20 protein-coding genes and 6 pseudogenes are annotated in these 21,953 nt (G+C 43.3%); 14 read left to right on the top strand and 12 right to left on the bottom strand.

The features are described from left to right. Positions 1-206 precede the first annotated feature (206 nt). The 4 genes from DES54_RS12295 (at position 207) to ccdB (ending at position 3,477) form a co-directional block, all read left to right on the top strand. Positions 207-2,081: a type IV secretion system DNA-binding domain-containing protein gene (locus tag DES54_RS12295; RefSeq protein WP_113867777.1), complete on the top strand. Its 1,875-nt coding sequence runs from the start codon at positions 207-209 to the stop codon at positions 2,079-2,081. Positions 2,082-2,089: 8 nt separating this feature from the next. Next, positions 2,090-2,836 carry a MobC family replication-relaxation protein gene (mobC, locus tag DES54_RS12290; protein WP_113867775.1) on the top strand — a complete coding sequence of 249 codons (747 nt, stop codon included), beginning with the start codon at positions 2,090-2,092 and terminating at the stop codon, positions 2,834-2,836. A gap of 114 nt (positions 2,837-2,950) precedes the next feature. Then, positions 2,951-3,169, top strand: coding sequence for a type II toxin-antitoxin system antitoxin CcdA (gene ccdA / locus DES54_RS12285; RefSeq protein ID WP_113867773.1), 219 nt, complete (start codon positions 2,951-2,953; stop codon positions 3,167-3,169). A gap of 2 nt (positions 3,170-3,171) precedes the next feature. After that, complete coding sequence (gene ccdB, locus DES54_RS12280) at positions 3,172-3,477, top strand: type II toxin-antitoxin system toxin CcdB (RefSeq protein ID WP_113867771.1); 306 nt, start codon at positions 3,172-3,174, stop codon at positions 3,475-3,477. A 130-nt stretch (positions 3,478-3,607) separates the two neighbouring features. On the opposite strand, the pseudogene DES54_RS18955 reads toward ccdB, so the two are convergent. Continuing rightward, a pseudogene (locus DES54_RS18955) lies at positions 3,608-3,706 on the bottom strand (hypothetical protein); the annotation flags it as partial. Positions 3,707-3,722: 16 nt separating this feature from the next. After that, positions 3,723-3,959: pseudogene (locus DES54_RS12270) on the bottom strand (integrase core domain-containing protein); the annotation flags it as partial. Positions 3,960-4,036: 77 nt separating this feature from the next. Here DES54_RS12270 and DES54_RS18590 point away from each other — a divergent pair. After that, a complete protein-coding gene (locus DES54_RS18590) occupies positions 4,037-4,213 on the top strand; it encodes a hypothetical protein (RefSeq protein WP_169050481.1) in 177 nt (58 codons plus the stop codon). Between the two features lie 341 nt (positions 4,214-4,554). Here the strand turns inward: DES54_RS18590 and DES54_RS12265 are convergent, their stop codons facing one another. The 4 genes and pseudogenes from DES54_RS12265 to kwaA form a co-directional block, all read right to left on the bottom strand. After that, positions 4,555-5,214 (bottom strand): DCL family protein, encoded by a 660-nt coding sequence (locus DES54_RS12265; RefSeq protein WP_169050482.1) that lies wholly within the window; start codon positions 5,212-5,214, stop codon positions 4,555-4,557. A 133-nt stretch (positions 5,215-5,347) separates the two neighbouring features. After that, a pseudogene (locus tag DES54_RS12260) lies at positions 5,348-5,533 on the bottom strand (zincin-like metallopeptidase domain-containing protein); the annotation flags it as partial. A 170-nt stretch (positions 5,534-5,703) separates the two neighbouring features. Then, complete coding sequence (gene kwaB / locus DES54_RS12255) at positions 5,704-6,687, bottom strand: anti-phage protein KwaB (protein ID WP_113867767.1); 984 nt, start codon at positions 6,685-6,687, stop codon at positions 5,704-5,706. Between the two features lie 9 nt (positions 6,688-6,696). Further along, positions 6,697-7,179, bottom strand: a complete 483-nt coding sequence (gene kwaA / locus DES54_RS12250; protein WP_280523370.1) for an anti-phage protein KwaA — start codon at positions 7,177-7,179, stop codon at positions 6,697-6,699. 328 nt (positions 7,180-7,507) lie between these two features. Here kwaA and DES54_RS12245 point away from each other — a divergent pair. From DES54_RS12245 to DES54_RS18495, 5 genes and pseudogenes are all read left to right on the top strand, one after another. Then, positions 7,508-8,420 (top strand): annotated as a pseudogene (locus DES54_RS12245) (IS5 family transposase). An 85-nt stretch (positions 8,421-8,505) separates the two neighbouring features. Continuing rightward, positions 8,506-8,883: an ASCH domain-containing protein gene (locus tag DES54_RS12240; protein WP_113867766.1), complete on the top strand. Its 378-nt coding sequence runs from the start codon at positions 8,506-8,508 to the stop codon at positions 8,881-8,883. Between the two features lie 156 nt (positions 8,884-9,039). Then, the gene (locus DES54_RS12235; RefSeq protein ID WP_113867765.1) at positions 9,040-9,627 is read left to right on the top strand and encodes a ComF family protein; all 588 of its coding nucleotides are present in this window, start codon (positions 9,040-9,042) and stop codon (positions 9,625-9,627) included. Then, positions 9,624-10,181 carry a hypothetical protein gene (locus DES54_RS12230; RefSeq protein ID WP_113867763.1) on the top strand — a complete coding sequence of 186 codons (558 nt, stop codon included), beginning with the start codon at positions 9,624-9,626 and terminating at the stop codon, positions 10,179-10,181. The genes DES54_RS12235 and DES54_RS12230 overlap by 4 nt, the downstream gene beginning before the upstream one ends. A 37-nt stretch (positions 10,182-10,218) precedes the next feature. Beyond that, positions 10,219-10,506, top strand: a complete 288-nt coding sequence (locus tag DES54_RS18495) for a hypothetical protein (RefSeq protein ID WP_147247299.1) — start codon at positions 10,219-10,221, stop codon at positions 10,504-10,506. 613 nt (positions 10,507-11,119) lie between these two features. On the opposite strand, the gene DES54_RS12220 is transcribed toward DES54_RS18495, so the two are convergent. From DES54_RS12220 to DES54_RS12200, 5 genes and pseudogenes are all read right to left on the bottom strand, one after another. Continuing rightward, positions 11,120-11,542: a hypothetical protein gene (locus DES54_RS12220; RefSeq protein ID WP_113867759.1), complete on the bottom strand. Its 423-nt coding sequence runs from the start codon at positions 11,540-11,542 to the stop codon at positions 11,120-11,122. Then, positions 11,539-13,410: a DEAD/DEAH box helicase gene (locus tag DES54_RS12215; protein WP_113867757.1), complete on the bottom strand. Its 1,872-nt coding sequence runs from the start codon at positions 13,408-13,410 to the stop codon at positions 11,539-11,541. The genes DES54_RS12220 and DES54_RS12215 overlap by 4 nt, the downstream gene beginning before the upstream one ends. Before the next feature lie 58 nt (positions 13,411-13,468). Next, positions 13,469-13,651, bottom strand: a pseudogene (locus DES54_RS18945) (integrase); the annotation flags it as partial. A gap of 128 nt (positions 13,652-13,779) precedes the next feature. Further along, positions 13,780-14,268: pseudogene (locus DES54_RS12205) on the bottom strand (GNAT family N-acetyltransferase). Further along, positions 14,265-14,558: a type II toxin-antitoxin system TacA family antitoxin gene (locus tag DES54_RS12200; protein ID WP_113867755.1), complete on the bottom strand. Its 294-nt coding sequence runs from the start codon at positions 14,556-14,558 to the stop codon at positions 14,265-14,267. The pseudogene DES54_RS12205 and the gene DES54_RS12200 overlap by 4 nt, the downstream one beginning before the upstream one ends. Positions 14,559-14,975: 417 nt before the next feature. Between DES54_RS12200 and DES54_RS12195 the strand changes: the two genes are divergently transcribed. After that, positions 14,976-16,235: a tyrosine-type recombinase/integrase gene (locus tag DES54_RS12195; protein ID WP_113867753.1), complete on the top strand. Its 1,260-nt coding sequence runs from the start codon at positions 14,976-14,978 to the stop codon at positions 16,233-16,235. A 902-nt stretch (positions 16,236-17,137) separates the two neighbouring features. Here the strand turns inward: DES54_RS12195 and DES54_RS12180 are convergent. Further along, on the bottom strand, positions 17,138-17,359 hold the full coding sequence (locus DES54_RS12180) for a helix-turn-helix domain-containing protein (protein ID WP_010301503.1): 222 nt from the start codon (positions 17,357-17,359) through the stop codon (positions 17,138-17,140). 120 nt (positions 17,360-17,479) lie between these two features. Between DES54_RS12180 and DES54_RS12175 the strand changes: the two genes are divergently transcribed. The 3 genes from DES54_RS12175 to DES54_RS12165 form a co-directional block, all read left to right on the top strand. Continuing rightward, complete coding sequence (locus DES54_RS12175; protein ID WP_113867749.1) at positions 17,480-17,740, top strand: helix-turn-helix domain-containing protein; 261 nt, start codon at positions 17,480-17,482, stop codon at positions 17,738-17,740. Positions 17,741-17,843: 103 nt separating this feature from the next. After that, positions 17,844-18,110, top strand: coding sequence for a helix-turn-helix domain-containing protein (locus DES54_RS12170; protein ID WP_113867747.1), 267 nt, complete (start codon positions 17,844-17,846; stop codon positions 18,108-18,110). Between the two features lie 148 nt (positions 18,111-18,258). After that, positions 18,259-21,953 (top strand): hypothetical protein (locus DES54_RS12165; protein ID WP_244910740.1); only part of this gene is annotated, 3,695 nt, incomplete at its 3' end.

Here is a 21,953-nt window from a genome sequence, read left to right as displayed (position 1 = left end):
ATTACCCCCATGCGACAGTCCATAAGGGCGTCCAGCCCGCGTGAACTGGCGCACGCCGTTCGGGCCGGGAAGTATAACCTCCCGGCGCATGGTCACAACGCGGCCACCTCACGAGCCCCATGCTTTCGCCCCGCCTTTTCGCCCAACACCGTGGGGCGAATTGATGGGGCGATGCTATGGGTCGAGTTGCTGACGAAGGAGGCATCATGATCTTAAATAAGCTGGCCGTTTCACTGTCGCCGATAGTGAATGGCGCGCTAACCTTCATTGCTTTTATGCAACAGCATCAACTGATGCTGGCGCTATTATCGGGGCTGACAATACCGTTTTTCGCGTCGATGAAAAGCGATGAACGGCAAAAAGCCCCGTTCTGGAAAAAGCTGTTAATCGCTTTTCCCATGCTGTGTTTTCTTTTCGGTACGATGGCCCCGGTTGTTATCTGGATTTTTCAGTGGCTTTATCAGGGCCGTGTTATCGCCAGCATTCCCGTTCTGGCATGGTCGGTACTGATTGCCTTCACCATAGCGGGTTTTATTTTCCATATTCTGCTGCGCAGGACATTAACGCCAGAATTGGACAAAATAAAAAAACGGCTCGTTAAAAAGTCAACGCTTGAGCGGGAATTACGCACCGATGTGCGCACGGTGAAATCGTTACTGCCGGAAACGTTGCATTATGATCCACTGGATTACATCGACTTGAGCAAAGGTATTTTTATCGGGATGGACCGGGATAAACTGCCGATGTACCTCCCGTTAAAAGACTGGCAAAGACAACACGCGGATATTATCGGCACAACCGGTGCCGGTAAGGGGGTGGCTACCGGGATATTACTTTATCAAAGTATCCTGGCCGGTGAAGGCATATTCGTCATGGACCCCAAAGATGATGAATGGGCACCGCACCTTTACCGGAAAGCCTGTGAGGATGCAGGCAAACCCTTTGCCTTAATCGACCTGCGAAAACAGCAATACCAGTTAAACCTGATTGAAGATATTACTCCGGATGAACTGGAAGAGCTTTTTGTCGCCGGTTTTAGTCTGGCGGAAAAAGGGCAAGAATCTGACTTTTACCGCATTGACGACAGAAAGGCGGCGCGCATCGCGGCGCAATTCGTCAGTCACCATCCAGACTCAACCGTCCGTGATATTTATAACGGTGATTACGTTCAGGGTATTGCGGAAAACATCAAAGCCTTTTTCGGTAAGATTGAGGAACTAGCATTATTAAATGCCATCAATGCGCCGACGGGATTTTCACTTAAACAGATCTTTGACGCAGGCGGTTGCTGTTATGTCATTGGCTCCATGCGAAACAGCAAAATCATTACCGCACAGCGAATGCTCCTGGTTCGCCTTTATCAGTTAGCGGAAAGGCGCGACCGGGTAAAAGAAGCCCCCCGTCCCATTGGCATTTTCCTCGACGAGCTGAAATACCATCTGTCAAAACCTGCGCTGGAGGGATTAGGCGCGGCACGGGATAAAGGTGTACACATCATCATGGCGCATCAGTCTGTCGCCGATTTAAAAGACTGCCCGGCAGATTTAAAAGGTGACGCCGTTGTTGGCGCGGTTGTCGAGAATGCCAAGTTCAAACTGGTTTATCGTGTAATGGACCCGGATACGGCTGAATGGGTGGCCAAGATGTCAGGCACCATATTAGTGGATGATGAAGTCCGCAAGGCGAAAACCGATACCGTGCTGACAGAAACCATCGACAATGAACGCACAATCAGACAAGCGGAGCGTTTCTTTATTGACAGCAATATGATCCTGAACCTGCCTGATTTTGTCAGCTTTATATTCACCACCAGAAAACTTCCATCCGCATCGTTGATTTCGCCGATAAAGGTAAAAAAGCGCGCACTAGAGATCTTTTTTGTTTCTCCTGAAATTGCCGCCTCAGCGGCATCGGTAAAAGTCTCGCTGGATTTCAGCGAGGAAGAAAAAACACCCGTACCCACAACAACAACGCCGAATGTCATGGCAACCCGGCCCGATCTTTTCTTCACGGATGAAGACAATAAAGCCACAAAGCCGACGCCTGACGAAGAAGAAAAACTGTCCCTTCTCGATTTTTAGGAGGCCAAATGCTTATCGCCACGCATAGCGAGCGCACCGCACGCAACAGCGAGAAAATAAAAAGACTGCTGAATTTCCTGAAAGAAGAAACCTACAGCGATTTTAAAACGCTGATGCTGCTTTTCGGCTTCAGGGATCACAAATCGCTGTATACGCTGCTGTCAAAAGTCGAGGGCATGGGGTTAATACAAAAGCATGTGCTGGAATCACGGACGATGAAAGTTTCATTGTGGGGAATAACCAGTGACGGGTTGGCCGTCGTTTTGACCCCGGACGATGACCTTTTCCCGACGCGGTTTGAGCCATCAAAAGTTACCGGCTGGACGCTGGAGCATCACCTTGATAATCAGCTGGCCCGGATCATCCTTGAGAAAAAAGGTGCTACCGGATGGATAAACGGCGATCGCACTACCTTCCTCAGCCAGTATCAGGTCAAACACAGACCTGACGGGTTGATAACGCTCCCGGACGGAAAAGTCATCGCGGTGGAAACCGAGCGCCACTTGAAAACCAAAGCCCGTTACCAGTCAATCATTGCCAGCCACCTGCTGGCGCGCACCAACAAATACTGGATTTACGTTTTTTATCTCGTGCCCGACCAACAGAAAAAACGCGCCATTGAACTGCTGTTCGCCAGTATAAAACACGTCATCGTTAACCATCAGCATATCCCGCTGGAAGCCCGTCACCGTCATGTTTTCCGTGTCTATACCCTCGCCGAACTGCACCAACTGGAGCTGCATCACTATGCTTAAGCCAGTGCTTTTGTGCTGTCAGGTTTACCCATACGGTAAGCCTGCCGCGTGGTTGTTTGATGAGTAATTACTTAAGGTATATACTCACAGTATGCGCAAAAGAGGAGCACGACCATGAAACACAGAGTCAGCGTTACCGTGGACAAAGACAATTATCAGGTTCTGAATGCTGCCGGCGTCAATATTTCTGGTCTGGTGAATGAAGTCATCGGCAAGGAAGCCCGTCGCATAAAGGCTGAGGAATGGAAGAAAGAGAACCACGAAGGGATGGAGGAAGTCGCCAGATTTATCGCACAGAATGGCTCTTTCGCCGATGAAAACAGGAACTGGTGATCATGCAATTCACTGTTTATCAGTATAAGCGGGCAAGCCATTACAAAATGTTTGTCGATGTGCAAAGTGATATTGTCGATACGCCAGGGCGGCGAATGGTCATCCCGCTGATAGCATCGCATCACCTGTCTGAAAAAGTGAATAAAACCTTGTTCCCCCTGATCCGCATCGACGGCGAAAATCACCGGCTGATGACAACTGAACTATCAAGCGTTTCCGTTGAGGTCATCGGTGAAATTATCGCGGAAGTAAGCCATTGTGCCGATGAAATCAAAAATGCTATCAATCTCATGTTCTGGGGTGTTTAAACGCCCTTAAAAGGCTTTCACTAAAAGGGCGGTATATCTCCCATCACCAGAAAATACAATAAGCACCTATAATCCGGAATGTGAATGTATGATTAAAGCCGCATTCCTTTGCGGCTTCCTCTATTTTCGTTCAAACCTTCTCCATCAAATAACGATCCGCTTTCGATACCGCGCTGGCGGCTTTGAAAATATAGCGTTTGTCGTTTTTCAATGCTTTCAGCCAGGAAGTGTAGTCCCTCCGGTTTTTAGTACCACCGCCAATGAGGGTCTCCGGCCAGTTTTTGCCTCGCATAGATAACAGGTGGCATATCGCCAAGTGAACTATGCGGGCGTTCCTCGTTATATTCTGAACGCCAATTTTCTGTTAGTTCTCGGACTTCAGATAGTGTCCGGAACAAGTACATATACAGTATTTCTGTCCGCAGCGTTTTGTTGAACCGCTCGATAAATCCGTTTTGCATTGGCCTGCCTGGGTATTGAAAAATGGCCGGGCCACAAAAGCTCGGCCAGCGACATTAGCCTGCAAAACCAACTAGCTAATTGTGCACAACAGAGAAACATGAGTGAGGCTGTATCATTGCAGAGCATGCCTCAATGGTCCCATAACGGTTCCCTATATTGCCAAATCAATATTGTGAGCCACGGGATTCAGCATCGTCAGGTCAATATCGAAGGGCAAGGTGAGTTCGCCATCCGGTTACCGTTCTGGCGGCGCAACCACCAGAACGAGCGTTAGTTTTCCTTTTTTATTTTGCATACATCGGTGAGCATCATCCACAGCGTTCAGCGTGACGCTTTTTATTTTTCTACACCGTTACCGGTTAAGTCTAAAAAAATTTCCTGCCTAAAAGACTGCATTCCTTTGCGGTTTACAATGACCTACACCATTCCCCTATAGCCTTTTATCAAAAAATATTATTGCTCATCGCGGTCAGCAATAATATTTAATTTGGTTATCGCAAATCACTGTATTTATATTGACAAATACAGTAAGAATTGCTGTAATCACGACAATTATTAACACACACTTTATTTATAGCCAAAACATTATTTAAGCAAATGATAATATTTCTTAGCTTAATCATTATTTTTTAACTTGCGTAGGTTTGCCTCTGCACTAATTAATTCTAAAGTTACATTGCGTTGATGATAGTCGCGCCATTCTTTTAATAGAATAGGGTTTGAAATTAGCCCTCGCTGATCAGCATCTTCCGGTTTAGGATTATTTAACGAAATCCCATCAATATCTAGACTACAAGCATATAAAAAGTCATTTAATAGTTTTTCAAACGACGGAGAAAGGTACGATACATGACTATTTTCGTAAGTTAATCTTATTCCAAAGACAGGACATACTTGCTCTACGTTCAATTTTTCACGCTTATAAGCCATGACGGTTTCTTTTACAGCTCGACGAAATGCCATTGATACAATTGTTTTCTGAGAGGCTGGCCTTATACATTGAACCCAGCTGCAATCAGTTGTTGTATTGTCGATCCTATGAATATACAGACAGCGATGGTTATGAAAATCCCTTTCCACTTTAATATGATCGATTCCCACCCCTTTCTTTTCTAAATACTGTGGATGTAGGGTAAATAACAAATTAAAAAAATGCTCATCATCCAGCTTAAGACGCTCACCTGCTTCATATACGTTGATCCTTCTACGAGCCTCCTCTGTAGCACTTGCCTTGGTCTTAAAATGATATGAGCCAAACACTATTGGTTTTGCCATAGAAATCTCCTCAAAGGATTTAAGTTGTTTATTATTTAAAATACTTTTTACTACTCTATACTTAAACATCATGAAATACCATGCTGGTATGCATATGCAGCGAGATCTAGCAAGCTTATATGCGTACTCTGCTTCAGATTTTATCCCTTAGATAGCAATGGACTTTTGATTCTGCACTAACAGCCTTGAAAATATGGCGTTTATCATTTTTCAGTGCTTTCACTCAGGAAGCAATATAGCTTCCATGCTGAACCCCTGTGACAATCCCCAGATCAGCCCTCAGAAAAGCACTTCCTAGTTCGGCCACTAACTCTTCCTCTGGTGGTCAACAATTTTCGGACAAGTGACAAAGAAGGTTGGTGCAAGTTGAAAAGGACTTTATTCAAAATTACCTACATACATCCAATTTACTTGGCATAGTTGATAGAAAGAAAATGATACTAGAATATGCAAAAAACATTGTGGTGATATTAATCACCACAACAAAAATCAATTCCCCTTAGGAGCATCTGTTACAACCTTAACCGTATCTTTGGCTAAACTTTCATAATAAAATTGAGTCAATTGTGATGTTAAAAAATCATCCATTAAAATCTTTATGAACAAATCTTTTGATACTTTTGTATCTAAAGATATCTTTGTGCCATCAGCACTGAATCGGATTCTATTTTTTAAATATGGATAGATCTTACAAAACTCTATTATTTTATTATTCTCAATTTTTGCTTCAATCACCGGTGATGCCTTAGCAATTTTTGTTAGCTTTCTTGCATATTTTACATCTTCTAATAATTCCTTTATGACATCTATGTCAACCAAGATATCCATTTGCTCTATAGCCTTCATACCTATTTTGGCCTCCCTTTTTATAACCTCATGAAAGCCAAACATTTTTTCAACTGATTTCAGATCAATAACATATAACTCTCCTTCAATCTTCATAATTTGAAAGTTTCCACTTACTCGGAAAAAATCGTTTTTTATTTCTTCAAGTCTGGTTTCGGATTTCATTAAAAAGAAACCTGTGCGTGAAAAAATGTTGACCGGTGCCATGGTCTTATAAAGGACGATTTGTTGATCTGCATTTCCTATGCAGATCAACAAAACTCTGATGTTATCAATTAATTGTTTATTAAAATCAAAAACAGGTTCAATTAGCTGACCTAAAGTAGGATGAAGTGAAGTTAGTTCAGCTGGCCATTGAATGTCATAATGATAAATGACATTACCTCTTTCATCTGCGGATGAAAGAGGCAATATATGTAAATCTTGATTATCAATAATATTGTCTTGAATACTATCTAAAAATAGTTGTTTAAGACCATCTTGAGCACTCCCCTCAATATCCATTCGGTAGGGAGTAGAACTATCCTTAAGTATTGCATATACAATTATAGCGATATTATCTTTATTTTTTATATAATAGCTAAGGTTTGAATCTAACCCTTTTTTATCTAAATATTGTGTTGACATATGATATCCTTAATTACCAGAATAATAAACTCTTTCATCAAGCAGGATATAGCTAACCATATCTTCTTCTTTTAACTGACTTCTTGTAATTAAAATTATCCCAGATTTTTCTTTGCCTTCAGAAAATTTTGCATCTAACTTGTAAATATTAAAACCTAACAGTGCTAGTGATGGGTTTGCGTAAAATAAATCTGTTTTAATGTATATAACGCCCATAATAACTAATAGCGCTGCAAGCACGAACACATAACGTTCTTTTTCAAAATCAAATGTAATAAGAGGTATTATATATGTCGCTAAAAAAGTTAAGTGTTCATAATTGATCTTTTCTATTTTTTTTATTTTTAACGGAAGCTCAACACTTCTATTTGTATCATATTTAAATCTTCGATAAGCAATCCCACAGTAAATCAATAGGAAAAGGCAGATAATAGGCACCACATTTGTTTTTATTAAGAGTTCCCATCCAATAAATTTGCACTGAGACGATATACAAACAGGAACTTTCGCTGTAATAAATATAAAAAAAAAATAATATAGCTAGCGATAATATATACAGGTCAATTTTCCTTCTTATTCTTTCTTTTGTTTTCTGCATTTCGGCATTCATAAAGTTCTCCTCAAAGAGAATAATTTACTCTTTTCACTTATCGATGCACCTAATAATTAAAGTACAAGCTAAAACCATTAATGTCGAATTGTATTTCAAATAAAATAATTCACGACGTGGGGACACTTATATGAGCTTTGTTGAATAAATCTAACTTCTGCCAGCTTGCAGGATAAGATCACACATCTTATTGATAAAAAAGAATATTTCGTGACGAAGAAAAAGTTCAGAGTCACCAACTGGAACACCGACAATAAGGCCTTCGCCAATCGCAGTTCCCTCACTTTCTGGCTTGATGAGTCTCCTGGTACGAGAGTGGCACGCCGTCATCACGAAGCCGCCCGTAAAGTTACTCGGACCTCGCCATTTCCACCGTACTGATGATTAAACGCGTATTCCGTCTGACTCTGCGTGCTGCTCAGGGGTTGATTGATTCAGTTTTCTCTCTTATGGATGTCCCGCTTCGCTGCCCGGATTACAGCTGCGTCAGCAAACGCGCGAAATACGTTAATGATAGTTTTAAAGCGTCCACTCGGGGAGAAATCGGTCATCTGGTGATTGATTCCACTGGCCTGAATGTTTTCGGCGAAGGTAAGTAGAAAACCAAAAGCATGGCAAGGAGTACCGTAGTTTCTGGAAAAAACTGCATCTGGCCGTTGATGCAAAAAACGCATAAAATTATCTGCGCCGACTTGTCGCTGAACAACGTCATTGATGCAAAAGCGTTTCCTGGGCCCATCCGACAGACGCACAGGAAAATCCAAGTAGCGGCCGCAGATGGCGCCTACGATACGCAGCTTTGTAACGATGAACCCCGTCGCAAGAAAATCAGGCCCTCCAGCCCCTCCCCGCGCTGGAGCCGGTCACTGACACAACCGTGCGGTAGCGAATCAGCGTCTATCGAGGACAAATGCTCGGTAGAAATGGATCGGATTAAAACCGCCGGTCAATAGCAGAAACGGCGATATACCGAGTAAAACTGTTGTTCGGTGGTTCTCTAAAGTTGCGCGTTTAGTATGGTCAGGTTGCAGAGACTATGGCCATGATCCTTGCTCTGAACAAAATGACGTTGGCAGGTATGCCGATAAGTGTGCATATTGCCTGGGAGTTAACTTATCCATAGAGACTCTGAAGCATAATCTGATTTTTTCAATAAAGCCGAGTCATGTAGTAGAATCAAGAGATTACACTAACAGGAAGGGTCTCTAATGAAAGCACTTTCCGTTGTTCGACCGGGCGGTACCAATATCGCAAACGGCCTAAAAACGCTAGAAATAAGGCGATGGTATCCTGAAGTTGGAGCAGGCGAAGAGATACTGCTTGTTGAAAATGAAAATTACCTTAGAGAAGAAGGACAAGAGGAAGTTGGGGCTGCCGTAGCCATCATAACCTTAGGGGAAATCAGAAAATTTAAACCAGAAGATATCATTCAGGCGTGCGCATCATATTATGAAGAAGGTTGGTTAGCTTGGGAAATAAGAACAATCAAGAAAATTGATAGTCCGTTCTCAATCCGCGCAGCACGAAAGTTCTATGATATTGAGGATTTCGTTATCCAAACTGCGCGTTTCACAACAATTCGGTAAAACGCCAATTCTGCCGAACACCTACGGCGGCCCTTGTCGTGATTCGGTAAAACGCGGATATCACTGATGCTGGCAATATAAAGTTCCCCTTTCGGGTAGTTCCTAATCGTTGTAATTTGATATTGAATGGTTCCAATTTTACGCTGAGGATAACAAATGGAAGTGCATATCAAGGAGTTACATGGAAACTGGCGCCTGGGTTACGCAATGGATAAACATATCATTAAGAGTGTGTTCATTGGTTACAGTGAGTCTGGTCGTGCTCAATTTGATACAGAGCGAACCGAAGTAGGGGAAGCATTGTTTCAACTTAAATATCGTGACGACTGGAACCAAGTGCAGCCGTTAGCCCAATGTCTCCAGCAACATGCTTTCCCTCTTTTCGAAAATGTCGGCTTCATTGTGCCTATGCCTGCATCGATTGAAAGAGACCGACAACCTGTAACAGAGATTGCACAGGTATTAGCCGGGCTAGTCAACAAGCCATGCTTTGACAGCATTCTGAAAAAAGCACCTGGTGGCCCTTCCCTTAAAAATTTGCACACTAAAGCGGAAAAGGTCGCTGTTATCGGTAACGCATTCTCGATTACCCCTGCCATTACAAATGAGGGACACTGGAATGTTCTGGTGATTGATGACCTTTACCACACCGGTGCGACTACCGAAGCTGCATGTGCAGCGCTTCGGGGTTATAATAAGATTAACAACATCTATGTCGCGGCGCTTACTTGGAAACCATCATGACTACTGTTTTTGTTGCAGGCTCAATAACTATCAAGAAGTTAGATCCTCTTATCGTTGAGCGGTTAAAAAAGATAGTGGATCAGAAATTTAGCGTGGTTGTCGGAGATGCCAACGGCGTTGATTCGTCCGTTCAGCAGGAACTATTACAGATGGGGTGTCATACCACCACTGTATTCAGTAGCTCACCTAAACCGCGTAACAACTTGGGTGCATGGCCTGTGAACGTGGTCAAAACAGACCATGCGCGTGGTACACGCGCGTTTTTCACCGCTAAAGATATCCAGATGGCAGAAAAAGCAGACTTTGGTCTGATGGTGTGGGATGCGAAAAGCACCGGGACGCTTAGTAATGTGGTCGAGTTGCTTATGCGGAAAAAAAACTCTGTGGTGTTCGTTAACAAAGAGAAGAAGTTTGTAGTCATTAAATTACCTGAACATCTCGAAGAACTTGTTCAGTGTATGTCAGCCTCTGATTTTGCTAAAGCTGATGAAAAGATAAAGTTAACTGAAAAAATTCACTTCCTTAAAAATCAGCAGATAAAAATGTTTGCTTAAAAACAGTGGTTTGGCTTTTTTTTATTAAAGGATTGAAATGACCTGGATAGATGTTTTCGACTCAGCGGTTAAAATTGGCCTCGGTGCACTTATTACCGCTACATCCACGTATCTGATACTAAGAAAAACTCACAGGCATGAATTTGATAAAGAAGTCCATATGCATCAACTGAAATATTTTGAAGAAAAAAAAATTAAATACATTGAGTTTCTTTCTCACTCGCAAATGCTTGTACAGAAATACAGAGATCGCAGCTGTAATGCGCAGGAAGATGATTATATTAGCTATCTCAAGATCTATAACGAAATACAGGTTATTTCGTAAGACAAAATCAGGATCGGCGCTTTTAACCTTCTCAATGCTGTTAATGAATTTATCGTCATCAGAAAGGATGAACAGGACCATGAGCTTTTGAGAGCATTACGTAAAAGGGTTGATGCCCGCATCGGTGAATTTCAGTATCTGGCGCGTGAAGACGTGACCGGAAGCGGAGCAGCCTAGTCCCAGAATTTTCAAACCTCGCTTTCGCGCTTGCCGGTACGTCAGTCGCTATGCGCAACCTCCTGTACCAGGCAATGCGCTGGGGGGTGGCCGGAAAATACCTTTTCATGGGCCTGGATAGTTGCGGTTAGCGGGCAGCATTAATGTACACGCTTCGGCAGTTGCAAACTGAACCCCAGTGGAGCCGAAAGCATATCTACGTCAAATGTTGGCGGCTATTGCGAATCACCCGATCAATAAGATAAAAGAACTCCTGCTGCCATGGAATCTCAAAATCTCTGCTTAATAACTGCCAATGCGAGGCTAGGTTGGCGCTTACGCGGGTCGTATAGAGTTGGAATGTAGAATATGTTGTAATAATACAGTTCTTCTGACGGGATGTGCTATCCAAAAAAAATAAAGCGCCAAGACGGGGCGCTTTATTTAATCGTTTATCTCAACTCACCAGTTTTAATTCTGGCGGTAAAACATGACTTGCGTTATTGGGGAGCATATCTAAAATCATTTGATATACTTCCTCTCTTTTTAACTCAGGCAGAGCATTGAGCTGATTTATTAAGTATTTCTTTAAAGAGTTATCTCTATCCCATTGGACAGAATAACTACTATTGTTTATCTTTTGTTCAATTTTAAGCAAGGTTTTATTCTCATCATAAATGTAACGCATGATGATGGTATTTTTTTCATCATCAATATTTTCACTATAGCTTATTATGAAATGAACAAACGAATTAACCTTGTATGTTTCTATCCTATTATATTCTTTGTCAAATATAGCTGTTACAAGTTCATCAGGCTGTACACCTTTTATTGAACAAAAAGCAGCTAAATTTTTTAAAATTTGAGCTACATTAATCATTTTAACATCCTCGATACTTCATCTAAAATTGCAGGCAATACATTAATTGAATTCTGCAACGTTTGGTTATCTCTCTCTTTTACTGGACCAAATTGTCTAAATAATTTACCTAAAATGAATTTTACAATAATAGCATCATTTGCATCAGTTGTCTGTAAATTCCTTAGGTGAGGTGAAAAAATAGATTGTAACTCTTGTCCTTTCTCCTCAAGCCCATTAATAATCAGAAGGTTAGATGCTTCTTCTTTTATCTTAGCCGTTAAGATTTCTCTCATTTTTTTGCGAGCAAGATGTGGTCTTTTTTCTAATAAATCTTGGTCTATTATTCCCGCTGCTTTTCGTGATTCTTGTTCAACTAAATTTCTTTTGAAAAGTTCTAGAGTGTCATCTGGCAATGTTAATCCTGCATCAAAACTCACTTTTTTTAATTTTTCTAATTGATCATCAACTGATTTATTAATTTCAGCGCGTTTTTCTTCAAATAAAGAATTGAAATCAATGTCATCAAGATAGGAATCCTGATCACTTACATATGCCCCCTCGCTAGCGACACCAGCCAAGAAGCTTTCTCTTTCTTTGTAATCATCATCAGTGAATGTATATTCACGATTACTAGTTCTACGGGCTCGATCAACCTCGCTTTGGAAACTCTCCCACATTGTGTTTAGTCCGATCTCTTCATGAAAAATAACTACGCCATTGTTGTCAATTTCAAATGCAGTGATTTCATCTTCTGGAATTGCACGTAATATCCTGCCGACAACTTGGGCAAAAGCATTAAGGCTCCTGTAGGGTCTGAAAATAGCTAAGATACTTAAATATTTGTGATCGTAGCCTTCCATCAGCATATTGACCGAAATAATCACATCCGCATTATTATTTTCAATATTAAGAAAAGCATCTGCTTTAAGATCATCATCCATTTCGCTATGTATAATGATTACGCGAAGATTTTTTTGCTCATACCATTTTGCTAAGTCTTCAGCGTGCGCAATACTGCAACCTACAGCAAGTATTTTATGGGGTACATTTGGTGATGCATCTTTAAGTATTTTTAATTTTAAAATACTGTGCTCAATCACATCATTTGAACACTCTGGTGATAACGCAACGCTTTTTTCTATCCATTCTTTATCTTTAAATTCTAAGATGTCATCCTTAGTTAATTTTTTATTAGGTATGTCTGGAGTAGTGAAATATAATTCATGAGCATTTACAGTCTCTTTTCTTAGCCACTTTACGTATTTTGCCCGCATCACTTCTGATAAGGGTGTTTCATGAATTTTTTCTCCAGGAACCTCTTGAGCATCCCCCCGATATGGTGTCCCAGTAACATGTAAGACTTTTGCATTAGAAAAATATTTCAACGCATCACGCCAACTTTGTGCCGGGGCATGATGAGCCTCATCAACAATAATAAAATCGAAGAAGTCATCTGGAACTCTATTAATTAATGAATTTTTACGACCTCCAGATATTCTTTGTATATTGGAAAATATAATATGGCTTTTTTCTAAATGATCGAGTGAGATGTCTGGAGTATATTCGCTGACAACAGGGATATCCTTACTGCTAAAAACAATGTCATAATTAACCCAGAAATTATCCTCTAGGACCTCCTGCGTTTTTCTTATACTATCTTTCGTTACAAGTCCTGGAGTAATAATTAAAACTCTTTTTTGAGATACCCCATATGGAGCAATGGAGATTAAACCACTTTTCCCTGTACCTGTTGGAAGTACAACAAGCGCTTCACGGTTATCAGGATTATTGAAAAATTCCCTAATTTTAATATAAGCCTCAATTTGGGGAGTCCTCAACTTTCTGTTACCTTCAATGTTTACTGCTGTGTTAGTAAAATAAGACATGTAAACTCCTTAAATTAAGTAATCAGCGAACCATTCAAGCATTTTTTCGTTTTAAGAGTTACTGAGCATTGTTATAAGTTCCTCTTATGCCGTTTTTATCAATGTGTACCAGTTGCTGCTCTATCCAGTTACTGTTATAGCCTTCTTCATTCAATATTGTCGATAAATTATATCTAAAAACGTGGCCTGTAGCTCATCCATTATAACCTCGAAGCTCAATCACCTGATTTACACTCTTTTGACCCTACCTCAATATTCTGCTTCACCAAAAACTGGAAATCCGGCATGATAAACCATTCCGTTGATGGAGGTGATACCGATGTAAAAGACCCGCTATAACGAGGTACAAATCGCTTTATGTGAGGGAAATCAAACGCTCCCCACCAAATCCCCCAACGTCGCCATCAGCATCATTGAATCAATCGGCGAGGGTTCAAACCCTACCCGCAGGTAAAATTCCCGCGCCTCATCAAATAGCGCATGAACCAACATCCCGCGAATACCGATAGTTTCCGCCACCTGAATCACCCTTAACCCGGCATCTCGCATCAGTGCCTGCCCGAAGCCTTGGCCGTGCAATGATGTATCTACCGCCTAACGGCCCAGCGCTATTACCGGGATCGGATCAGGCATATTGTGGCGAAAGCGTCCAGGCACGGCAATTGTCATCACTGCACTGGAAGCCAATGAGTAATACGCCATCACCTTCGAGTCGTCGCAGCAGACAAACGTTCGGGATGCGCCGGTTAGCTGATTTTTCATCGCCCGCTGTTTTAGCCAGTTGTCCATAGTATTCACGCCGCAACAAAATGAGAATAAGACGTGTCCGGCCTGAAGAGGCCCAGGGGCTAAGATCAATTTTTCTGTTCCCACGGCGCAGGCGTTTGCATGGTTTTACGCAGCGCGGCATTGGGTGCAGGAGCTTGATCCAGACGAGCCAGAAATTCCTGATAGGCGTCCGGGTCCGCCATAATGATGCGCTGCTCGATCAACGCTTCCTCTGCCGCAGCGTGCGCGGCTTCCAACACAAAGTCAGTACGGTTTTTACCTTTAACCTTCGCCGCGCGATCGATAAGATCGCGCTCGGCAGGTTTGATGCGTAAATTCAACGTCTCACACTTGTCAGAAACGTTGTTCGTCACTTGCATAATGAAATCCTCCGGGCTGTCCTCTGGATATCAATTATCCAGCACACGCAGCGCTGATGTCATTACGATTTACTAAAAGCATGGGGAATCGAACCAAAGGAACGAACCGGACTTATTACCGTGCCGCCGACCCACTCTTTTGATCTACAAACAAAAACACGGGTCAGTCTGCGGGTCTTGACAACGGGCGGCGATAAAATTTATGATGGAATTCAACTTAATAGAGAACTGAATGTACCCGAGTCCGGGCACCACTATTTAGTTTCATGGCGTTCCTATAAGTCCTGAAACGTTAAAAAATCAGTAAGTTAAAGAAACCTGATGGTGCTGAAAAGTTCCTTCAGGTTTTTTGACATCCAGAGTTTTTGGGGGCTTAATTGGGGGCATGTTGGTTCGATAAACTCTGGAGCCCCCGCTATGCCCCTCACCGATACCGCCATCCGCAACGCCAGGCCGCTCGATAAACCTTACAAACTCAGCGACGCGCAGGGTCTGTACCTGCTGATTAAACCTAACGGTTCCAAGCTCTGGCATCTCAAGTACCGCTTCGGCGGCAAGGAGAAGAAGCTAGCGTTTGGCGCTTACCCGACTGTCTCGCTTGCCAGTGCCCGTAAACTGCGTGAAAAAGCCCGCACTATTCTCAGCGCAGGGGACGATCCCAGCGTAAAAAAACAGCACGACAAACAGGCGAAGAAAAACGGCAATACCTTTGAAGCCGTCGCCCGTCAGTGGGTGGGCGCTAACATTCGCTGGAGTGAGGCACACGCCGCCAAAGTCCTGCGCTCACTGGAACTGCACGTTTTCCCACTCATCGGCAATGTCCTTGTCACCGACCTGAAAACCGCCAACCTGCTGATCCCGCTGCGGGTAGCGGAGAAAAAGGGTTGTCTGGAAACGGCTGCACGGATACAGCAACGCACGACAGTCATCATGCGTTACGCCGTACAGGAAGGACTGATTGCCAGCAATCCGGCCAATGACCTCTGCGGCGCTATCACCCCGCCGCCGAAAAACCATTACCCTGCCCTGCCGCTGGAAAAGTTGCCGGAACTGCTGGAACGAATCGAAGGCTATTCCGGCAGACTGCTGACAAGATTGGCGGTACAGCTTAATTTGCTGATCTTTATCCGCTCCAGCGAATTACGTTTTGCCCGTTGGAAGGAGATCGATTTGGATAACGCCATGTGGACACTTCCCGTACAGCGTGAGCCTATCGCTGGCGTGCGTCACTCAGAGCGCGGCGCAAAAATGAAAACACCGCATCTGGTGCCGCTGTCAAAACAGACGGTGACAGCGCTGAAACAGCTAAAACTGTTGTCCGGCAATGGGGAATTACTCTTTCCCGGCGATCACGATGCCCGTAAGCCAATGAGTGAGAATACTATCAACAAGGCGCTGCGCACGATGGGTTATGACACACAGGTGGATATCTGCGGACATGGCTTCCGCACGATAGCGTGTAGTGCGTTGATTGAATCAGGTCGCTGGTCAAAAGATGCCGTGGAGCGGCAGATGAGCCATCAAGAGCGCAACCACGTTCGTGCTGCCTATATTCACAAAGCGGAACACCTCGACGAACGGACTCAGATGATGCAATGGTGGTCAGATTATCTCGATGCCTGCCAGCATCAATTCATCCCGGCTTATCGCTTTGAGAAGTCGATTAAGGTTGCCTGAGCCAGACTGATACACCGATGGAATAAGCCGCTTCTAATCGAACAGAGGCGGCTTATCTTGTTTCTCTACGCCGCTGTTGCATCAGGGCTGAGGCGGAGCGCAGCAGAGCGAGCACCGAACATCCCTGATAAAACAGCGGATTTTTCACCATCGCAATTACCCGTGTTTACAGGGACAAGTGATATGACAGGCCACGCTTGTATGGCTTTTTAATGGATGCGAACAGCAAAAATTAAAAAGTGGCGTGAGGCGAGTAAATTCCATTTCCTAGAAATGGCTAATTTGCGTCGCCCGAACCCACCCGCGAGCGTTTCCCCCAAGGGAAACCGAGCAGGCCGGGGGAGCCGAATAAATTTTGCCGCCCCAGCGAGCAAAAAGACGCGCCCACGCGTCGGTTTATTTGGGGGGCTTGCCCCGCACACCGTCGCAGCTAAGTCTCCGGCCAAAAGCCGGTAGCGAGGCGCGACCAACCCATTTAAAGCAGCGTTTCCCGTTATTTCGCACCGAGCTTGCGAGAAAGAGAAATAACAGGCTAAAACGCGCGTCTTAAAGGGGTTGGTCGCGCGTAGCGTGCGACGGTGTGCCGCCGTTGACCTTGGGGGTTTTGGCGTGGCGTCCAGCCGCGACATTACCCCCATGCGACAGACAATAAGGGCGTCCAGCCCGCATGAACTGGCGCACGCCGTTTTGTGCCGGGAAATGTATTTTCCGGCACAGGGATGCATTGCTGCCAGCGCATTCGCCTCATGCGCTCGCCACATATACTTGCCCCATACCATGGGGCGAAGGCACGGGGTGAGAGCATGGGGCGAACAACAAAAGTAAACTGTCGCGCTTCGCTTGCCTTCTCCCGAACCGTTACCGATCTAGTTCGATAACGGTTCGGGAGATCCTGTTTTACTTTAACGATCTTCTGATTTGCGGTAACGGGAAGGCCAGATTTCCGCAGGTGAAACCCCCAGCGCTTCCGCAATCAGCTTTTCCCCTTTCGGCCAGTGTTTTGTTAACGCGTTTGCCAGCGTGGAAGACGCTAACCCCGCTTCTCGGGAAACGGCCGCCAATGTTGTTCCCTTCTTTCTTAACCCGGCGATGATATCTGCCGGGTGCCAATCCTTATCAATCATCTCCATGATCCTTATTTTGTGGCCTCACATTAAACATCATTTGTTCAGATAGTCTAAACAACCACAATGTTAAGTAATGCTAAACACTAAGTCAATGTATGATCATTGATGGTGTAATGGATGCTGCCTACTCGTCTCAAAACCGCCCGACTACGGGCTAATCTAACTCAGGAAAAATTGGGAGTTCTTGCTGGCATTGAAGAAGAAACCGCTCGTTCCCGCGTGTCTCAGTATGAAGGTGGGATACATCGTCCAACATTTGAAATGATGTGCGCATTTGCAAAGGTACTTAATGTGCCGGAATGCTACTTTTACACCGTTAACGATAATTTTGCTCAGATGGTTCTGGAGCTTTACCTTAAACATCAGAGTCATTCTTAACGAATGCAAATAAATCCCCGCCTCTATTGTTCAGGAAGTCTAAGCAACCTACATGTAAAGTAGTGCTAAACATGCTATCAGTATCCTTATTGATGGTGCCATCATGTTGCCCATTCGCCTTAAAACGGCTCGTTTACAAGCCAATCTCACTCAAGAAAAGCTAGGCGTACTGGCTGGCATTGAAGAAGCCACTGCACGATCACGCATATCCCAATATGAAAGCGGTATACATCGCCCAACATTTGAGATGATGTGCGCGTTTGCTAAAGTGCTTAATGTGCCGGAGTGTTATTTTTATACGGTTGATGATAATTTTGCTGAAATAATTTTAAAATTACATAATGGTGAAATGGTTCAATGGAAAAAATAAATTAATCTATATAATGATTTTGAAAATTAAACTAATCATATAGCAAATAGTAGAATACAGAAAATAAACGCTACTTACCAATAGCCCCCATTTTATTCATTCAGTAACCTAAAATATAATCCAGAAAACACATCTTGAGGATCTCAATATGAGGATCACCGCGACTCAAATCGAACAGTGGGCGGACACAAGAGACGCTCAGGGAATATTGCCCATTTTGATCCGGCGATTAATCAGCATGACCACAACAATAACAGCATTGAGCATGCCCGGCGGTGATTCTGTTTCAGGCAGTGGCTGGGATGGTATTGTCCAGGCTGACAAAGGCAACATCTGGGTTCCTGATGGTTCCTCTTTCTGGGAAATGGGCTGTTCCTCCGACATCATTACTAAAGCCCGCTCAGATTTTCGGAAACGAAATCAACAAATTTCACCACAGGAAGCGGCTCAAAGCCGCTTCGTTTTCGTATCACCACGTCGGTGGCCAAAAAAAGATAACTGGCTCAAAGAAGCCCGGGCTGAAAATATCTGGTCCGACGTTTATGCATTTGATGCTGACGATCTGGAGACGTGGCTGGAAAACGCGCCGGCTGTAGCTCTCTGGTTCGGTGAACTAACGGGCCATACTGGCGCAGGCATTGAATCTATTTCCCATTTCTGGGAACGATGGCGCAATCAGTCACAATTTCCGTTAACAAAAGAAATCTTACTGGCGGGTAGAAAAGAAGAAAAAAATACGCTGAACGGCTTTCTGTCAGAGGAAAAAGAACAAATTATTATCCGGGCAGACAGTCAGGAAGAAGCTATCGCTTTTGCCTGTGCCAGCTTAATAGAAATGGGGCATGAAAATATAGCAGCCTGTATAACTACTGATGATGGATGGCGCTTTATTGATAAAAATCCCTCAATTCAGCTTTGTCTGGCGATGAACAGTGATATTTCCAGACAAAGTCGATGCCAGCCTGAACGAACTGTTTTTATTCCATTTTCCCTGGGCGATCACAATACGACAGGCAATAAGCGAAGCGATACCATTACGCTGGAGCGTCTTACCCGAAGCGATTTTGAAGAGAAGCTCATTGCTTTAGGAGAAGAAGAATCCGATGCAAGGCGGTTATCACGAACAACCGGGCGATCCTGGTCAGTTTATCGTCGCCTTAGGGCCAGAAACCCGACAATTTCATCTCCCGTATGGCTGACCACATCGCCAGCAAAAGCGTTAATCACGTTGACTCTGGTGGGGTGCTGGAATGGCAAAAAGGAAGGCGATAAATATTGCGTTGAAACTATTGCGCAAAAAGATTACGAAGAACTGGAACAGGAACTACGTGAAATATCTCTTCGGGATGACTCTCCGGCTTTACAGATTGGTGATGTATGGAAAGCAAAATCGCCCATTGAGCTACTGTATCAGCTTGCCCCCCGACTAATAGAAAGTCAGCTCGAACGTTTCTTCTTGGTTGTAAAACAAACGCTGCTTAAACCTAATCCGGCCCTGGAGCTTAAAAACGAAGATCGCTGGATGGCATCTATCTATGGAAAAGTTCGTTCAGAATCAGATTTTATTCTGAAATCAATCGCTGACTCACTGGTGAAGCTCAGAATCTACGCTGAAAGCAGTGAAGGGATTAATTCAGACTTCATCATTGCTGCCATCGACAATCTGGTTAGAGATCTGTTGATGGATGCCGATGGTGAGAGGTGGCTGTCATTAACAGACGTATTATGTTCGTTAGCTGAAGCATCACCAGAGGTGTTCTTAAAATCCATAGAAACAAGCTTGCAGTCAACAGAGGTTGCCGTTACTCGCCTACTAACGGAAACGACTGAAAGCACAGGCTTTGGTATGCGTTGTTGGCATGCTGACTTATTACATGCGCTGGAAATCCTGGCATGGAATCCAAGGCGATTACTCAGAGTCAGCCTTATTCTGGCAACGCTATCATCATTAAGAATTCAGGGAAACTGGGCCAATACGCCGGGAAATACCCTGAAATCGTTGCTCAGGCCCTACTGGCCTCAAACAATGGCTACTGATGAACAGAGACTTATCGTACTTGATATGCTTATCAAAAAACACGAGAGCATTGTCTGGCGTTTTCTCTATGAACAAACCGATCCTATGGGTGGTATGTATATGGAAAATGCCAGACCAAAATGGCGGGATGATGATGCTGGCAGTGCACAAATGAGGGGGATTTTTCTTAGTGCATATTATTCTGCACTGGGTGAGCGAATATTGAATCTGGCAGAAAATAATGCTGAAAGAATAGCAGCTCTTATCAGGCGAATAGATCATTTTGAAGGTGCCTACCAGGAAAGACTTATTGCATTAATTAAAAGCACAATTTCTTTTTCTGATGGAGATAAGGAAATTGTGAGGGAAGCACTGTATCACTATCTGAACTGGCATAATTCGTATAACACAGATGGAGATAAAAAAAGCAGAGCGGTTGCAGAAAACCTCATGACATTTGTCAGTTCGTTTACTATCCAGAATATTATTCTTGATAAACGTCGACTGTTCACTTCTCAATATCCCGTGTTGGCTGAAGGGAGTGAGAAAAACTATAAGGAACATAGCAAAGAAATAATTAAAATGCGAACCAACGCAATAGAAGAGATATATTCCAGGCAAGGATGGGATGGAATCTCATCTTTAATTTCAGTAGCACAATCACCATCTGTAATAGGTGAATCCTTAGCTACCTGCAACTTAAATTTAATGGATTCATTCTCATGGATTATTGATAAATTCAAAGACAATGGTTTCCCATTTCACGATCCATTGATAAGTTCATTTTATGCCTGGCTCCCTGAAGAAAAACAACTTATTCTGTTAAATTCTCAAGAGTTCAAAAATGAGATGGATAGTGATGAGAAAATTGCCGCATTCCACTCAATACTCCCACCCAATATGGCCACATGGTACAACCTTGCAAGTTACCCCGAAAGCGCTCAAACCCTGTACTGGAAAAGGATAAACTATCCACATATCTGGAGTGATGATGCTGATGAAATTGACTACTTCATCGGAAAAATGATGCTTTCTGAAAGGTATATATCGGCATTTAATCTCGTAAAACATCGTATGGAAAAAATTTCCTGGCAAAACATCTTGAAACTGTTAAATGGATTCAGAACTAGTACCGAAAAAGATGTACCAATACCAAATGGCTGGCATTTGTCCAAGGCTATAGGATACCTTGAATCATCAGGTCAGGTCTCGCGTTTAGATTTGGCCTTACTAGAGTTCTTCTTTTTTTCAGCGTTCAGAAATTCTGGAGAAGGAGTGAAAAACCTTTACTCAGAGTTACTTTCCAATCCACCACTCTTTATACAATTAATATGTCTTGCTTATAAACCAGAATCCGAGAAAGAGTATAAACAAGATGAATCCTTAATGGCTGCGGCACAACAAGCAGGCAGAGTTCTGAATCAAGGAAAAGGGATCCCCGGTCTGAAACCAGATAATAATATTGATGAAGTCATATTTAATAACTGGATTAAGGAAGTCAGGAAACTGGCGACAGAAAATGACAGAAGCAATACTACCGATTATATAATCGGCGAATGGCTATCCCGCTCAAAAATTACAAATAATTCACCATGGCACAGCATAATAATCAATGATTTACTGGAAGAAACAGAACGGGATGAAATCAGAGAAGGTTTCTATTTTGGCACTATTAATAGCCGTGGTACAACAGTAAGAGCTTATTATGAAGGCGGTGATAAAGAACGAAAGCTAAATAACTGCGCCTATTACCGCTCCACTTTTGTTAGTCCAGGTTTGTTGCCTGGGAAAGGTGATGCGGTTTTAATAAATTGTCTGACATTTTT

The organism is Brenneria salicis ATCC 15712 = DSM 30166 (genome assembly GCF_003315515.1).
GTDB lineage: Bacteria > Pseudomonadota > Gammaproteobacteria > Enterobacterales > Enterobacteriaceae > Brenneria > Brenneria salicis.
Note: the sequence above shows the minus strand (reverse complement) of the source record. Positions and strands in the feature narration are given on the sequence as shown.

What these genes read in the sequence shown, in the direction of transcription:
- mobC (WP_113867775.1), top strand. Translation starts at nt 2,090, where the DNA reads ATGCTTATCGCCACGCATAGCGAGCGCACCGCACGCAACAGCGAGAAA.
- DES54_RS18495 (WP_147247299.1), top strand. Translation starts at nt 10,219, where the DNA reads ATGACCTGGATAGATGTTTTCGACTCAGCGGTTAAAATTGGCCTCGGT.
- DES54_RS12170 (WP_113867747.1), top strand. Translation starts at nt 17,844, where the DNA reads ATGTTGCCCATTCGCCTTAAAACGGCTCGTTTACAAGCCAATCTCACT.
- DES54_RS12180 (WP_010301503.1), bottom strand. Translation starts at nt 17,359, where the DNA reads ATGATTGATAAGGATTGGCACCCGGCAGATATCATCGCCGGGTTAAGA.
- DES54_RS12240 (WP_113867766.1), top strand. Translation starts at nt 8,506, where the DNA reads ATGAAAGCACTTTCCGTTGTTCGACCGGGCGGTACCAATATCGCAAAC.
- DES54_RS12220 (WP_113867759.1), bottom strand. Translation starts at nt 11,542, where the DNA reads ATGATTAATGTAGCTCAAATTTTAAAAAATTTAGCTGCTTTTTGTTCA.
- DES54_RS12265 (WP_169050482.1), bottom strand. Translation starts at nt 5,214, where the DNA reads ATGGCAAAACCAATAGTGTTTGGCTCATATCATTTTAAGACCAAGGCA.
- DES54_RS12215 (WP_113867757.1), bottom strand. Translation starts at nt 13,410, where the DNA reads ATGTCTTATTTTACTAACACAGCAGTAAACATTGAAGGTAACAGAAAG.
- DES54_RS12230 (WP_113867763.1), top strand. Translation starts at nt 9,624, where the DNA reads ATGACTACTGTTTTTGTTGCAGGCTCAATAACTATCAAGAAGTTAGAT.
- kwaB (WP_113867767.1), bottom strand. Translation starts at nt 6,687, where the DNA reads ATGTCAACACAATATTTAGATAAAAAAGGGTTAGATTCAAACCTTAGC.
- DES54_RS12295 (WP_113867777.1), top strand. Translation starts at nt 207, where the DNA reads ATGATCTTAAATAAGCTGGCCGTTTCACTGTCGCCGATAGTGAATGGC.
- DES54_RS12175 (WP_113867749.1), top strand. Translation starts at nt 17,480, where the DNA reads ATGCTGCCTACTCGTCTCAAAACCGCCCGACTACGGGCTAATCTAACT.
- DES54_RS12200 (WP_113867755.1), bottom strand. Translation starts at nt 14,558, where the DNA reads ATGCAAGTGACGAACAACGTTTCTGACAAGTGTGAGACGTTGAATTTA.
- DES54_RS18590 (WP_169050481.1), top strand. Translation starts at nt 4,037, where the DNA reads ATGAGTGAGGCTGTATCATTGCAGAGCATGCCTCAATGGTCCCATAAC.
- DES54_RS12235 (WP_113867765.1), top strand. Translation starts at nt 9,040, where the DNA reads ATGGAAGTGCATATCAAGGAGTTACATGGAAACTGGCGCCTGGGTTAC.
- DES54_RS12195 (WP_113867753.1), top strand. Translation starts at nt 14,976, where the DNA reads ATGCCCCTCACCGATACCGCCATCCGCAACGCCAGGCCGCTCGATAAA.
- ccdB (WP_113867771.1), top strand. Translation starts at nt 3,172, where the DNA reads ATGCAATTCACTGTTTATCAGTATAAGCGGGCAAGCCATTACAAAATG.
- ccdA (WP_113867773.1), top strand. Translation starts at nt 2,951, where the DNA reads ATGAAACACAGAGTCAGCGTTACCGTGGACAAAGACAATTATCAGGTT.